The 14,118-nt window shown below is 66.1% G+C and carries 15 protein-coding genes and 3 other RNA genes; 14 read left to right on the plus strand and 4 right to left on the minus strand.

The window, feature by feature from the left end; all coding sequences use genetic code 11:
- The first annotated feature begins 16 nt into the window (after positions 1–16).
- The 6 genes from hemW (at position 17) to FHY18_RS14310 (ending at position 6,089) form a co-directional block, all read left to right on the plus strand.
- Entirely contained in the window at positions 17–1,174 is a 1,158-nt protein-coding gene (hemW, locus tag FHY18_RS14285; RefSeq protein WP_259156276.1) for a radical SAM family heme chaperone HemW, read from the plus strand.
- A gap of 192 nt (positions 1,175–1,366) precedes the next feature.
- Complete coding sequence (locus FHY18_RS14290; protein ID WP_259156277.1) at positions 1,367–3,778, plus strand: DUF1631 domain-containing protein; 2,412 nt, start codon at positions 1,367–1,369, stop codon at positions 3,776–3,778.
- Positions 3,775–4,122, plus strand: a complete 348-nt coding sequence (locus FHY18_RS14295; protein WP_259156279.1) for a PilZ domain-containing protein — start codon at positions 3,775–3,777, stop codon at positions 4,120–4,122. The genes FHY18_RS14290 and FHY18_RS14295 overlap by 4 nt, the downstream gene beginning before the upstream one ends.
- Positions 4,123–4,182: 60 nt before the next feature.
- Positions 4,183–4,258, plus strand: a non-coding RNA gene (locus FHY18_RS14300) — sX9 sRNA.
- A 76-nt stretch (positions 4,259–4,334) separates the two neighbouring features.
- Positions 4,335–5,660 (plus strand): Xaa-Pro dipeptidase, encoded by a 1,326-nt coding sequence (gene pepQ / locus FHY18_RS14305; RefSeq protein WP_259156280.1) that lies wholly within the window; start codon positions 4,335–4,337, stop codon positions 5,658–5,660.
- Positions 5,661–5,690: 30 nt separating this feature from the next.
- Positions 5,691–6,089: an XVIPCD domain-containing protein gene (locus FHY18_RS14310; RefSeq protein WP_259156282.1), complete on the plus strand. Its 399-nt coding sequence runs from the start codon at positions 5,691–5,693 to the stop codon at positions 6,087–6,089.
- 97 nt (positions 6,090–6,186) lie between these two features.
- Here FHY18_RS14310 and FHY18_RS14315 read toward each other — a convergent pair.
- The 3 genes from FHY18_RS14315 to FHY18_RS14325 all read right to left on the minus strand — a co-directional run bounded on the left by FHY18_RS14315 (position 6,187) and on the right by FHY18_RS14325 (position 8,361).
- A non-coding RNA gene (locus FHY18_RS14315) (sX9 sRNA) lies at positions 6,187–6,263 on the minus strand.
- 209 nt (positions 6,264–6,472) lie between these two features.
- A complete protein-coding gene (gene pepP, locus FHY18_RS14320; protein WP_259156284.1) occupies positions 6,473–7,804 on the minus strand; it encodes a Xaa-Pro aminopeptidase in 1,332 nt (443 codons plus the stop codon).
- 14 nt (positions 7,805–7,818) lie between these two features.
- Positions 7,819–8,361: a YecA family protein gene (locus tag FHY18_RS14325; RefSeq protein ID WP_259156286.1), complete on the minus strand. Its 543-nt coding sequence runs from the start codon at positions 8,359–8,361 to the stop codon at positions 7,819–7,821.
- A gap of 235 nt (positions 8,362–8,596) precedes the next feature.
- Between FHY18_RS14325 and FHY18_RS14330 the strand changes: the two genes are divergently transcribed.
- The 8 genes from FHY18_RS14330 to FHY18_RS14365 all read left to right on the plus strand — a co-directional run bounded on the left by FHY18_RS14330 (position 8,597) and on the right by FHY18_RS14365 (position 13,479).
- Complete coding sequence (locus tag FHY18_RS14330) at positions 8,597–8,818, plus strand: TIGR02449 family protein (RefSeq protein WP_039410450.1); 222 nt, start codon at positions 8,597–8,599, stop codon at positions 8,816–8,818.
- The gene (locus tag FHY18_RS14335; RefSeq protein ID WP_259156292.1) at positions 8,815–9,114 is read left to right on the plus strand and encodes a cell division protein ZapA; all 300 of its coding nucleotides are present in this window, start codon (positions 8,815–8,817) and stop codon (positions 9,112–9,114) included. The genes FHY18_RS14330 and FHY18_RS14335 overlap by 4 nt, the downstream gene beginning before the upstream one ends.
- Before the next feature lie 96 nt (positions 9,115–9,210).
- Positions 9,211–9,394, plus strand: a non-coding RNA gene (ssrS, locus tag FHY18_RS14340) — 6S RNA.
- A gap of 681 nt (positions 9,395–10,075) precedes the next feature.
- Complete coding sequence (locus FHY18_RS14345) at positions 10,076–10,666, plus strand: 5-formyltetrahydrofolate cyclo-ligase (protein WP_259156295.1); 591 nt, start codon at positions 10,076–10,078, stop codon at positions 10,664–10,666.
- Complete coding sequence (locus FHY18_RS14350) at positions 10,663–11,133, plus strand: EVE domain-containing protein (protein ID WP_259156297.1); 471 nt, start codon at positions 10,663–10,665, stop codon at positions 11,131–11,133. The genes FHY18_RS14345 and FHY18_RS14350 overlap by 4 nt, the downstream gene beginning before the upstream one ends.
- A 94-nt stretch (positions 11,134–11,227) precedes the next feature.
- Positions 11,228–11,875: a ribose-5-phosphate isomerase RpiA gene (rpiA, locus tag FHY18_RS14355; protein ID WP_064510477.1), complete on the plus strand. Its 648-nt coding sequence runs from the start codon at positions 11,228–11,230 to the stop codon at positions 11,873–11,875.
- A gap of 236 nt (positions 11,876–12,111) precedes the next feature.
- Positions 12,112–12,558 (plus strand): DUF192 domain-containing protein, encoded by a 447-nt coding sequence (locus FHY18_RS14360; protein WP_259156302.1) that lies wholly within the window; start codon positions 12,112–12,114, stop codon positions 12,556–12,558.
- 75 nt (positions 12,559–12,633) lie between these two features.
- Entirely contained in the window at positions 12,634–13,479 is an 846-nt protein-coding gene (locus FHY18_RS14365) for a SirB1 family protein (RefSeq protein WP_259156303.1), read from the plus strand.
- Between the two features lie 29 nt (positions 13,480–13,508).
- On the opposite strand, the gene FHY18_RS14370 is transcribed toward FHY18_RS14365, so the two are convergent.
- The gene (locus tag FHY18_RS14370; RefSeq protein ID WP_259156305.1) at positions 13,509–13,964 is read right to left on the minus strand and encodes a hypothetical protein; all 456 of its coding nucleotides are present in this window, start codon (positions 13,962–13,964) and stop codon (positions 13,509–13,511) included.
- Positions 13,965–14,118 lie beyond the last annotated feature (154 nt).

Genomic DNA, 14,118 nt, shown 5'->3' on the forward strand with positions numbered 1-14,118 from the left:
CGGACGATCTCACGCAGTGCCCGACCTGATCCCGCCCCCGCTCTCGCTGTACGTGCACCTGCCCTGGTGCGTGCGCAAATGCCCGTACTGCGATTTCAACTCGCATGCGGCCAAGGGCCTGCTGCCGTTCGAGGAGTATGTGGATGCATTGATCCGCGACCTGGATGCGGACCTGCCGCTGGTGTGGGGGCGTGTGGTGCATTCGGTGTTCTTCGGCGGCGGTACGCCCAGCCTGTTTCCGGCCGAGGCGATCGACCGCTTTCTGCAGGCCGCCGCCGCGCGGCTGCGGTTTGCGCCAAACCTGGAAATCACCCTGGAAACCAATCCAGGCACCGCTGAACATGGCCGCTTCGAGCACTACCGTGCGGCCGGCGTGAACCGCCTGAGCTTCGGGGTACAGACCTTCGACGATGTGGCGTTGCAGCGGCTGGGCCGCATCCACGACAGCGCCGACGCCGAGCGTGCGATCAAGCTGGCGCAGGACGCCGGCTACGACAATTTCAATATCGACCTGATGTATGCGCTACCCGAGCAGACGCTGCTGCAGGCCGAGCACGATCTTGAACGCGCCTTCGCGCTGCAGCCCACCCACATGTCGCATTACCAGCTCACGCTGGAGCCGAACACGGTGTTCTTCGCGCGGCCGCCCACCGGCATTCCCGACGACGACGCGGCCTGGGATATCCAGGAACATTGCCAAGCGATGCTCGCCGACGCCGGCTACGCGCAGTACGAGGTCAGCGCGTACGCCAGGCCCGGGCGGCAATGCGCGCACAACCTCAACTACTGGCGCTTCGGCGATTACCTGGGCATCGGTGCCGGTGCGCACGGCAAGATCAGTTCCGGTGCGCAGCAACACGTGCTGCGTCGCTGGAAGCACAAGCATCCGCAAAGCTATCTGGCCAGTGCCGGCACTGCCGCATCCATCGGCGGCGATGACATCGTGCCGCAGCAGCGCTTGCCGTTCGAGTACATGCTCAATCTGCTGCGGCTGCACGAAGGCTTTCGCCTGGGCGATTTCGAGGCATCGACCGGCCTGGCTGCCGCAGCCATCGCTGCGCCGGTGGCGCGTGCCGTGGCGCAGGGCTGGCTGATCGAGCAGCACGGGCGCGTGGTACCCACCGAGCTGGGCCGCCGCTTTACCAACGATGTGGTCGAGCTGTTCCTGAGCTGACCGCACACCGCCCTGCGGGCGCTGTCGACCACACGCTGACGCGACCACTGGCGAGGTCTGGCGTCGGCGCACTCAGCTGTCGACGCACACGTGCACGACATCCACGCGTCGAGCGCCAGCGCCCACAGGGTCGCTGGCCGGTGGGAAAACATGCTACATAGCTCACGCTTCGCATCGAGCCCGCCCTCCCGGATGTCCACGCCCGTTTCTTCCCTGCAGCCCACACGCAGCGGCCCGATCGCCGAGGCGCCCGTGTCCGCGCGTGGCCGGCGCCTGCTCGACATGCTGCATGCACACTGCGTGCAGGCGCTTGGTGGCCCGCTGCGGTTGACCATCGTCGAGCTGGAACGCGCGCTGCTGCATCAGGCCGAACATGCGCGCAACAGCCAGATCCAGGCCGACACCTATGCGCAGATGCGCGGGCTGCGCGATCATATCGACCAGTTCCCGCACCTGTTCCTGCAGCACCTGGCGCAGGATCTGGCAACGCTGCGCGATCGTCCCAGCCTGGCACCGCCCGCCGAAACGACCGCTCAGCCGCAGATGCTGACCCTGGTGGAAGACACCGATATCGACCGCGATATCGTGCTCAGCGACATCGCCCGGCGCGAAACCTCGCGCCGGGCCGATGCGCTGCAGTTGCTGGCGCAGCGGCTGGCGGTGATCGGCGCGGTGCCGGAGTTCGAGCTGGATGCGTTGCCGCTTGGTCCCTACGCGCTGTGCCGGATCGTGCGCGAGTGCGGCCAGACCCTGGGCCTCAATCTGGATGGCCAGCTGGCGCTGTACAAGGTGTTCGAGCACCAGGTGATGGATCGCCTCGGCGATATGTACGAACGCGCCAACGGCACGCTGGCCCAGGAAGGCATCCTGCCCGGGCTGATCTACCACCCGTATCTGGTCAAACCCACGCAGGTGCAGACACGTCGCACCCTGCCGGGCAGCGCAGCTGCACCCAGGCAAGCCGCCCCCTCCGGCACACAAGGCGCGCAACGCAGTCCGCGCCCGGCCACCGCCTGGGCCGGCCACTCCGCGCCAACCGCATGGCAGAGCGCGCTGCTCGATGCGCACGGCACTTCCGCGGTTGCGCCGATCGCATCGGCAACCGCGCAAGCGGCCTCACCCGCACTGGACGATGTGGCCCACGCGCTGGGCGGCTTGATGTCCTCGGCCCGCCAGTCGCAGGCGGCGGGCGGCGCTCATGTCCAGCAGGGCGGCGCGCCGGGCAGCCTTGCGCAGGCTGCGGCGGCGCAAGCGCATGCGCACCCCGCTGGCCCGGCGCCGGTCAGCGTGCCAAAGGCAGCGCTCGGCCAGGCGTTGGCCAGCCTGCAGGGCGCACTGAGCGCACAGGCCGCTGCAACGCCGCAGGCCGCCGGTATCGATGCGGTGCAGCGTCAGGTATTGGAGCTGTTGCGCGCCGAGCACGGTGCACAGGCCGCGCTATCGCCGCAGGACAACGACACCTTCGATCTGCTCGGCCTGCTCTACGCGCAGATGCAGCGCGAAGTACGCGAGCACACGCCTGCTCAGGCCCTGCTCGCCAAGCTGCAGGTGCCGGTGGTGCGCGCCGCCTTGGCCGACACGCATTTTTTCGTGCGCGACCAGCACCCGGTGCGCGAGTTGCTCAACACCGTGGCCGAGTCCGGCGCGGTCTGGCTGGGCGAGGACGATGTCGACCCACAGCTGCTGCACAAGCTGGGCAACGCGGTCGACCGGATCGTCCACGACTACCAGGGCGACGAGGCGGTGTTCGCCGCCGCCAACGACGACATCCAGACGCATCTGCGCAACCTGGCGCGCAAGGCCGAGGTGGCCGAGCGCCGGCATGTGGATGCTGCACGCGGCAAGGAACGGCTGGAATCGGCCAAGCAGCAGGCGCAGGCGCGCATCGAGCAACTCTGCCAGGACAGCGCGCCGCCGCGCTTCGTGCAATCGCTGCTGCGCCAGGCGTGGTCGGACGTGCTCACGCTCACCTTGCTGCGGCAGGGCGAGCAATCGCCCGAATGGGACGAGCGCCAGGCGCTGACCGCACGCATCGCCGAGGTCACCTGCCGCAGCAAGGGACTGCCGACCGACATCGCGCTGGGCACCGATGTCGAAACGGCGTTGCTGCAGGTCGGCTATCACCACGATGAAGCGGCCGCGATCGCGCGGCGCCTGTCCACGCCCGGTGGCGACGACGAGCTCACCTCGCGCACCGAACTCACCGCCAAACTCAAGGCGCGTGCACGCCTGGGCGACCAGGGCGACGCCGCCACGCGCAAGCCCGCCACCACGCCGCGGACGCCTGACGAGGAAGCCTGCTACGTGCAACTGCGCAGCCTGCCCTTCGGCACCTGGTTCGAATTCGTGATCAATCAACAAGGCGATCTGCGCCGGCAACGTCTGTCCTGGTACAGCCCGATGACCGACAACGCATTGTTCGTCAATCAGCGCGGGCAAAAACTGGGCGAGCAATCGCTCGATGGCCTGGCGCGGCTGATGGCCAGCGGCCAGGCGCGCTTGCTGGTGGAAGAAAAGTCGCGGCTGATCGATCGCGCCTGGCACGCCACCGTGCGCACGCTGCGCAGCCTGGCCGGCCACTCCTCCGATGAGGCATCCGCATGATCCAGGACACCCGCCGCGCGCCGCGCCGCCAGCCCAGCGACCTGGTGCCGGTGATCGACATGCTCAGCGAAGCGCAGATCGGCCGGGTCGGCAACGTCTCGGAAACCGGCATGCTGCTGCTGGCCTCGGTTCCGTTGCACGACGACGCGCTGTACCAGCTGCGTTTCAGCCTGCCCGAACGCATCGGCCGCGCCACCGAAATCGATGTCGGCGTGCATCTGCTGTGGTCCGAAGCGGCGCATGCGCCGGGGCAGGCCTGGGCCGGCTTTCGTTTCCTCAGCATGTCCGAGCCGCATCGCCAGCGCCTGCGCGCCTGGATCGCCGAAGAACACATGGTCGGCTAAGCGCGGCCAACAACCCCACTGCGCCTGCCCCCTGGCGGCGCGGCCGATGCCCGGCGCGGCATGTATCACGCATCCACCCCGGTTCTTCCGCGCCGTCCCCGCCCAGCTGACGACTGCTCGCCACGTGTCATCGGCCGCTCCAAGGCACAGCGTCGCTGCCAGGATTGCGGCAAAATTGCGCATTGCCCTTGCATTGCCGATCGAGTCCCCGCATGACCCAGCCGTCCTTGAGCCACCTGTATTCCGACCACCTGCGCACGCTGACCGCGCGCGCCGATCAGGCCCTGCAGCGCGGCGGCTTCGATCACCTGGTCGTGCCCAGCGGCAGCCTGCATTACCAGGTATTCGACGACCGCGATTACCCGTACGCGGTCAACCCGCAGTTCAAGAGCTGGGTGCCGCTGACGCGCACACCCGACAGCTGGCTGATCTACACCCCGGGCAAGCGCCCGACGGTGATCTTCTATCAACCGTTCGACTACTGGCATGTGGTGCCCGACGCCCCCGGCGGCTGGTGGGTGGAGCACTGCGACATCCACATCATCCGTACTCCGGACGAGGCCTTGAAGCTGCTGCCCGCGCGCAGCGAGCGCTGCGCCATCCTCGGCGAGGCGCGCAGCGCCCTGGGCGCTTACGTGCCGAACAACCCGCAGCCGGTGATCGATTACCTGGACTACCAGCGCGCCGTCAAGACACCGTACGAACTGGCACTGATGCGTATCGCGCAGCAACTGGCGGTGCGTGGACACCGTGCGGCCGAAGCGGCGTTTCGCGCTGGCCAGAGCGAATTCGGCATCCACATGGCCTACTGCGCGGCCGTGGGCCAGGATGCCACCGCGCTGCCGTACGGCAACATCATCGCGCTCAACGAACACGGTGCGGTGCTGCACTACACCGAGCTGGGCCAGCACGCCCCGCAACCGCTGCGCAGCTTCCTGATCGACGCCGGCGCGTCGGCAGACGGTTATGCAAGCGACATCACCCGCACCTACGCCGCCGACACCGGCAGCGAATTTCAGGCGCTGATCGACGCCATTGATGCCGCCCAGGTGCGCATGGGCCAGAGCGTGCATGCCGGGGTGGATTACAAGCAATTGCATGTGGACGCGCATCTGGCGTTGATGGGCATCCTCAAGGAGTTCGGCATCCTCACCGTGTCGGCCGAAGCCGCACTCGCCACCGGCGTCAGCGCTGCGTTCTTCCCGCATGGCCTGGGCCACCTGATCGGCTTGCAGGTGCACGATGTGGCCGGTTTCGCCGCCAGCGACCGCGGCGGCCGCATCGAACGCCCGGCGGGCCACCCGTACCTGCGCCTGACCCGCGTCCTGGAACCCGGCATGGTGGTGACCATCGAGCCCGGCGTGTACTTCATCGACATGCTGCTGGACGAGGTCAAAAAGAACGGCCACGCCGCCAGTGTCGACTGGCAGCGCGTCGCGCAGTTCAAGCCCTACGGCGGCATCCGCATCGAAGACGAGGTGGTGTGCACCGATGACGCACCGGAAAACCTGACCCGCCCGGTCTTTGCCGCACCTTAAGATTTGCATTGCACAGCACGGAGCATCGCCATGAACGATCCACGCCAGACCTCGCACCCGGACCACCCGATGTATCAGCAGATCGAACGCGGCGTGCATGCGATCGACGCCGCGCACGGGCGCGCTCCAGACCAGACCAGCGCGCGACTGACCGCTGCCTTGCTGCCATTGGCCAAGGAAGGCGGGCTGTCGCGCGTGGATCACGTACTGATGAGCGAAGCGAACAAGACCGGCGTGCATGGCGGAGAAAACGTGTTTGTCGTGCAGGGCGACCCCGCCAACCCGGCACATGTGCGCGCGCACATGAAAACCGAGCAGGCACTGGCCACGCCCGAAGAACAGTCATTCGAGCGTGCGCGGCAGATCGCCGCACATGGCGAGGCGTTGCAACAGCCACAGCGCACGCAGACGCCGCAGCTGGGCCAATGAGCCCGCCGGCGGGTCGTGCTGGCGGCGCGCCTGGCAAGGCCACCTCGGCCGCGCACGCGCTGCCTTGGACACACGCTTGGCGCGCATCACCAAGGGCGGCTGGCACCACGTAGCGAGCAGCGGTCAGGTAGGCGCGGGCGGCGCACTCGGAACCTATGCATACGAGGGGTACATGCCGCACAGGGCACTGGCCGCGCCCGCCTGGCGGCTGCACACCAGTTGTTGGCGGCTCTACTGTGCATTGCGCACCTTGAGGTCCTGGTGCGGTTGCGCCGGCCAGCCTGCCGCTTGCGGTCATGCATCGCCATGCCAAGCGTCCTGCACCTCGGTGACGGTGCGGACGGCAAGGAGACTGGCACTTCCGACAATCGATCCGTCAGCAATTACACGAGAACGCCGGCCATCTCCGCTTCGATCTCGTCGGCGCTGCGCGCAAGCGCATCGGTGAGCACGCGATGGCCATCGGCGGTGATCAGCACATCGTCCTCGGTGCGGATGCCGATGCCGCGCCACCTGGCATCCACGCTCGTATCGTCGGCCGAGACATAGAGCCCCGGCTCGATGGTGAACACCATCCCGGGCTCCAGCAGCCGCGATTCGCCGGCCAACCGGTAATCGCCGACGTCGTGGACGTCCAGGCCCAGCCAATGCCCGGTCTTGTGCCGATAGAAGCGCTTGTACTGCTCCTCGGCGATGTTGCGCTCCAGCTTGCCCTTGAGCAGGCCCAGGCGCAGCAGCCCCTCGGTCAGGGTTTCCACCGCAGCCAGATGGCCGGCCTCGTATGCCACGCCCGGGCGTGCCTGTGCGAGCGCGGCCGCCTGCGCAGCGCCGACCAGATCGTGCAACGCGCGCTGCGCGGGTGTGAAGCGGCCATTGACCGGAAAGGTACGGGTGATGTCGGCCGCATAGCCGCGGTATTCGGCACCGGCATCGATCAGCACCAGGTCGCCGTCGCGGCTGCGCGCGTTGTTGGCACGGTAATGCAGCACGCAGGCGTTGCTGCCGGTGCCGACGATGCTGCCGTACGCCGGCCACGCATCGGCAGCGCGGAACACGCGCTCGACCTCGGCCTGCAACTCGTATTCGTACAGGCCCGGACGCGCCAGCCGCATCGCCGCACGATGCGCGCGCACGCTGATATCGGCGGCCTGCTGCATCAACGCGATCTCGTCGCGCGATTTGAACAGCCGCTGCTCGTGCAGCAGATGTCCCAGCTCAAGGAATTCGTGCGGCGGCTGCGCGCCATGACGCACCTGCTCGCGCACCCGCTTGAGCCAGCCGATCAGCTTGAGATCGAAATCGACATCGCGTCCAAAGTGGTAATAGACCCGGCTGCGGCCTTCCAGCAGGCCCGGCAGGATTTCGTCCACATCGTCGATGGGGTACGCATCGTCCATGCCATAGCGTTCCACCGCCCCTTCCTGGCCCTCGCGCGGGCCATCCCAGGCTTCGCGCTCGGCGTCGCGCTCGCGGCAGAACAGGATCGCCTCACCATGCTTGCGGCCGGGCACCAGCACCAGCACCGCTTCCGGCTCGGGAAACCCGCTCAGATACCAGAAGTCCGAATCCTGCCGGTACGGGTAATGGGTGTCGTGGCTGCGGATGCGTTCCGGCGCGGCCGGCAGGATCAGGATGGCCTGCTCGCCGGCCATCTGCATGAGCTGCTTGCGCCGGCGCGCGTATTCGGCCGCGCCGATCCCGGTGAGCTTTTTCATGGCGGTGCAGCCGATCAGTTCAGGCGTTGACGGAACCGCGGCCCCATCACGCAGTCGCCATGCAGCAACAGCACCGCCACGCGCACGAATTCCTCGATCTCGGCCAGCGCGGTGTCGTCTTCTTCGCCGGCATCGAAGTCGTCGCTGGACGCCTGCGCCAGACGCGCCAGATCCTGCAACGCCTCCTCGCCCTCTTCGCTCAGCGCCGGGCGCTGCTGCGCGGCCAGCCCGAAGCCGCCCAGAAACGCGCGGCACCAGTCGAACAAGGCATCGGTGCGCGCCGGCAGCGGGGCGCCGTCTTCGACCAGCAGCAGCTCGAAGGCGAAATCGCGATCTTCCAGCTGCGCCACGGTGGCCTGGCGCAGCCGATCCAGCGCGCCGCCCTGCTTGGGCGAGACCTGCGTGGCGTCGGCCAGGATGCGCGCCAGCCAATCGCCGCTGTCGGCGCCGCCGCCGGACAGCCATCCGCATAATCCGCCATGCAACTCCGCCGCAGAGGACGCCAGCGCGAGCTGACGACTTTCAGTTTGCACAGCGGTTACGTCAGGCAGATCCATCGAGTCATCCAGGCTAGGGGCAGAAGGCACCCGCGCGGGCGGGCGATCAGACCTGTCATTGTACCAAGGCACCCCGCGTCGGCCGCTACCGCGACGTTCCATGCAGCGTTCCACGCACGCTGTTCCGGGCCGGCGCGACCCGGACCGAGGCCCTGGCGGGCTTGGCCTGACGGCGCGCAAGCAGGCCCTCATTCGGCGCTTGACCGCCGCGCGCGCGCGCCCCTATCGTGAGCGCATGGACAACGCCGCCGCCCTCGCCCAGATCCGCGCACTTGCCGCCCGCGTGGAAGCGCTGGTCGAGCGGACTCAACGGCTGACCGACGAAAACCGCAGCCTGCGCCATCAACAGGAGCAGCTGATCGGCGAACGTTCGCAGCTGCTGACCAAGAACGAGCAGGCGCGCTCGCGGGTGGAAGCGATGATCGTGCGGTTGAAGTCACTGGAGCAGCACACGTGAGCACCACCGAGCCGGTCAGCGTGCGTATTCTGGATCGTGAATACACGGTTGGCGTCACTGCCGACGAGCGCGAGAGCCTCACCGCCGCAGCGCGGCTGCTGGATCTGCGCATGCGTGAGATCCGCGGCAGCAACCGGATGGCCGCAGTCGATCGCGTCGCCGTGCTGGCCGCACTCAATCTTGCGCACGAGCTGCAGCAGTTGCGCGATCAGCAGGCGCTCTACGATCGCGAACTGGCCAATACGCTCGACACCTTGAATCGCCGTCTGGACAGCGTTGTCGACACGCCACGTTGAGGCGTACGTCGCACTGCCGTCGCAAAGATGAACTTTGCAGGGCGCGCGCCGACGAATGGGCTAGCCATCGCGCAACAGAGGTCTATAATTCGCTTGCGTTCTCTGCTGTAAACGACAGCGTGCAAAACATTCGCCTTGTCCCTTAATTACGACCACGGGGGCGCGACGAAGCCGGGTGTGCAAGTCCGCCTTGTAGCGGGAAGCCCGATGGCCTCACAACGTCCCCACTTGAACCCCGGGTTCAAGGTCGTTTCGCCCGCATCGTCATGGCGGAGAATGCAAATCTGAAACGGCGCCTTCGGGCGTCGTTTCTTTTTTGTACGTCCGGTCCTCGTCTTTTTACGCATCCAGCGCTTGCAGCTGGGGCGTGGGCACGACGTGCTGCGTTGCGATCTGCGTTAGCGCGCCATTTGCGCCCGTGCAGAGACGCGTTGGCGTACGCGCACGCCGCTTGGCAGCGCAACGCTGCGATGCGTCGCTGGAGCGCTGCGGCCACCACCCACCGACACCGTGCTGGCGTCGTAGCTACACGAACCGGAGCCCAACGCCACCGAATCGGTACCAGTGCGGTGCATGCGCCCTGCATCGTGTATTTGGTCGTGGCCGCGCCTGAACTCACCCCCCGTTCCTCTATGCGATCCCTCCTGACGCCAGTTGGCGTATCCGCACCACCTGCTCTTCCAGTGACGACGCCAGAGCCTTGCCGCACGCTGCGGTCGAACCCATCGCGCGCGCGCACTCCTGCGGGGAGGGGAAGGTGCGATGGCGCGAGCATGTGTATGGCGTCGGGTCAGCCATGCAATGACGCGACATCCCATGAGAGTAATCCCCGTCGCGACACGTCCGAAAAGTGCAGCTCGCAAAGACGCGGTGGACCACCGGCGCGCCACTCCGGCCGCACTGCTAGGCAGGTGGACGCCCGCCACCGACAATATGCCTCCCTCACCGCTGCGAGACACCGATGACCGAGGAACGAGAGGCGTTACGCCAGCAATTGCGCGCGCAGCGGCGCAGCCTGCCGGCCGCGCAGCGTCTGGCCGCTGCCGATGCACTGGCCGAGCGCTTGCTGGCGCTGCCGTTTGCGCCGCAAACCGGCGCGGTGGCCGGATATTGGGCGATGGATGGCGAGATCGCGTTGCATCGCTGGCAACTGAGCCTGCCGGCCGGAGTGCGTTATTGCCTGCCGGTGCTGGACGGGAGCATGTTGCGCTTTGCGCCATGGCGACCGGGCCAGGGCCTGACCAGCAATCGCTATGGCATTCCCGAGCCGGACGTGGAGCGTGCCGATACGCTTGCCGCTGAAGAGATGGCGTTGGTGGTCACGCCGCTCACCGGCTTCGACGCCGCGTGTCGGCGGCTGGGCATGGGGGGCGGCTGGTATGATCGCAGCTTCGCGTTCCGGCATCGCCAGGCGCCGCCGCCCTGGCTGGTCGGCGTCGGCTTCGCCGCGCAGCAGGTGCCTGCCTTGCCGACCGAATCCTGGGACGTGACGGTGGATGCCATCTGCACCGAACACGCCACCTTCCTGAAAGACGACAACCGCTCTGTATGACTGCCCGCAAGCGCTACTGGTTGATGAAGTCCGAGCCGGACACGTTTTCCATCGATGATCTGGAGCGTGTCGGCACCGAGCCGTGGAACGGCGTGCGCAACTATCAGGCACGCAACTTCATGCGCGATGGCATGCAGGTCGGCGATGGCGTGTTTTTCTATCACTCCAACTGCAAGGTGCCCGGCATTGTCGGTCTGGCCAGGGTGGCCAGCGCGGCCTATCCGGACGACACCCAGTTCGATCCCAAATCCGATTACCACGACCCCAAGGCCAACCGCGAAGATCCGCGCTGGATGCTGGTGGACGTGGCCTTCGAGCGCAAACTCAAACGCACGATTTCGCTCGACGAGATCAAGCAGCACGCCGATGCGCTGGGCGAAGGCTTCCCGCTGATCGCCCGCGGCAACCGGCTGTCGATCCTGCCGGTGACCGCCGCGCAGTGGAAATTGTTGCTGGCGATGGAGTAGCCGTGATTGGGGATTCGGCATTGGGGATTCGCCCATCGCCGCCCCGCGTGACCTGCTCTGCCAATCCCCAATCACTAATCCCGAGCTCTCACCCATGTCCGAAGCAAAACGCCTGGCCGCCGAGAAGGCGATCGATTACGTGGAAGACGGCATGATCGTCGGTGTCGGCACCGGGTCGACGGTGGCCTACTTCATCGATGCGCTGGGTCGCATAGGCCATCGCATCAAGGGGGCGGTGTCCAGTTCCGAACAGAGCACCGCACGCCTGCGCCAGCACGGCATCGAGGTACTGGATCTCAACCACACCGGCAACCTGTCGCTGTATGTGGATGGCGCCGACGAGTGCGACCCGAACCGCTGCCTGATCAAGGGCGGCGGCGCAGCGTTGACGCGCGAAAAGATCATTGCCGAAGCCAGCGAGCGCTTCATCTGCATCGTGGACCCGAGCAAGCAGGTACCGGTGCTGGGCAAGTTTCCGCTGCCGGTGGAAGTGATTCCGATGGCGCGCAGCCTGGTCGCCCGCCAGATCCTGGCGCTGACCGGCGGCCAGCCGGTATGGCGCGATGGCGTGGTCACCGACAACGGTAACGTGGTGCTGGATGTGCACAACCTGCAGATCACCGACCCGGTGGCGCTGGAGCGCAGCTTGAACCAGATCCCCGGCGTGGTCTGCGTTGGTTTGTTCGCGCGCCGCCCGGCCGATGTGGTGATCGTCGGCGGCGAACCGCCGCGCGTGCTCTGACTCGACTCACCGCTGCCGGCTGGCGGCGCGGGACATTCTGCGACATGGATGCCGCAGACACGTGGATTGGGGCAGGTTCCTTGCCGCTCGGCGGCAAGGGACAGCCGCCAGGCCGCAGATCAGTCATCTACTCGGCCTGGACGCCTGCGCAAGACGCGCGCGCAGCGATGCACCGGCTTGACGCGCGCCGGTGCATGACAGAAGGTGCGCCATCCCTCGCCCCGCCGGTATGCCGCATGCGCCCTGTCCGCTTCCTCGTTCTTGCATGTCTGATCCTGCTCGGCGGCTGCGCCAGCAGCGGCTCCTGGGTGGAACTGGCCGGCACGCGCTATCAGGTGGAGCTGGCGCAGAACGCTGCCGACCGCACCAAGGGGCTGATGTTCCGCGATGCCATGGACGAAGATCGCGGCATGCTGTTCATCCACGACCGCCAGGAACCGATGGCGTACTGGATGAAAAACACCAAGATCGCGCTGGACATCCTGTATTTCGACAACCAGCGCCGGCTGGTGTCCCAGCAGCGCGACGTGCCGCCGTGTTCGGCCGGCGATGCCTGCCCGCCCTACCCCAGCAGGGCGCCGGCCCGCTATGTGCTGGAGCTCAATGCCGGCCAGGCGGCCAAGCTCAACCTGCAGGACGGGACCGAGCTTGTTTTCAGCCCGGATATTCCCAAGCTGAAGTGATTCACAGCGATGCGGTGTCTCCTGTCAGGAAGTACCGGACTTGAACCCCGCGCCGCTTGCCGACACTCTGTCGGCATGGTCGACATGCTCCCACTTCCCCATTGGACCGCGCTCGCCAGCCTGGACGACGATGCGGTGCCGTTGATGTCCACCGCGCTGCTGATCGCGCGCGACGAATATCCGCAGCTGGACGCCGAGTTGTACGACACGCTCGTGCAGAGCCACGTCGAGCACTTGCGCCGCGAGGTGGATGCGATCGATCTGTGGCCATTGAAGATGGCGGCGGTCAATCGCTACCTGTTCGACGAGCTGGGCTATTCGGGCAATCACGACGAGTACTACGACCCGCGCAACAGCTATCTCAACCAGGTGTTCGAGCGCCGGCTGGGCAACCCGATCTCGCTGGCGATGGTGCAGATCGAAGTCGCCCGGCGCCTGGGCATCCCGCTGGCCGGGGTGTCGTTTCCCGGCCATTTCCTGGTCCGGCTGCCGGTGGACGACGGCGTGCTGGTGATGGACCCGTTCAATGGCGGCCGCCCGCTGGGCGTGGACGAGTTGCGCGAACGTGCGCGTCCGCACCTGGGCGGCGAAATTCCCGACGACCGCGCCCTGGCGCAGATCCTCGACCCCGCTCCGCACCGGGCGATCCTGATCCGCATCCTGCGCAATCTGCACGGCGTCTATGCCGATGCCGAGCATTGGGACCGCGCCGCACGCAGCGCCGACCGCATCCTGAAGCTGGTGCCCGACCAGCCCGAAGCGCTGCGCGACCGCGGCATGGCGTATCTGCACCTGGGCCACCGCAACGGTGCCCGGCATGATCTGTCGCGTTATCTGCTGCTCAATCCCGGCGCCCAGGATGCTGCAAACCTGCACGAGCATCTGGTGGAATTGAACAGTCAGCGCGCCCGGGCGCACTGACTGTTGCTGTCAGGAAACCATTCAAGGCGCTACTGGGGTTTACCCTGAGGAGACCTTGGCACCTGATAGGAGGTTATATACTCTCCATTCGCACCATATATAACCACTATATTATAGTTAGCGTCACTGTAAACCACCTGCGCACTACAAGGACAGTTTGCCTGAGCTGTCAGCATTCCGTTCGATTGCGCCATACCACCCTGTGCACTGGTTCCTATAGGCAGTTGAGATGCTGCACCTGGCACAAGGGATAACACTGCTAACACATCGTTGTTAAGAGCGTTAATCTGAACGAATTTAAGACCCGCCTTCTCGAAAACATACACTTTAAACAGCGGCGACAGGCTTAGATTTGCCTTGCCAGCCGGCAACCGCTCACCCATGCCCTGAATCAGGGACTGCTGGCCAGTGGTGGAACCAATCGCCCCGAATGGCACTGCAAAGGCCAAGGCAAACATCGCCGCACGCATCGATACCTTCAACATAAAAAATCCTTTTAGTATTGAAATGATTTCGGAGAATTGCGCATGAACAGGGCCAACCGAAAAGCAATCATGGTTCTGGCAGACATTATTGGCTGCCCACGCAAGCTACTCTTCTAAAATTCGTATTTCAACCTCCCCACATGAAATTCTTAGC

This window comes from Xanthomonas sp. 3793, assembly GCF_024806835.1.
In the GTDB taxonomy this organism is placed as follows: domain Bacteria; phylum Pseudomonadota; class Gammaproteobacteria; order Xanthomonadales; family Xanthomonadaceae; genus Xanthomonas; species Xanthomonas arboricola_F.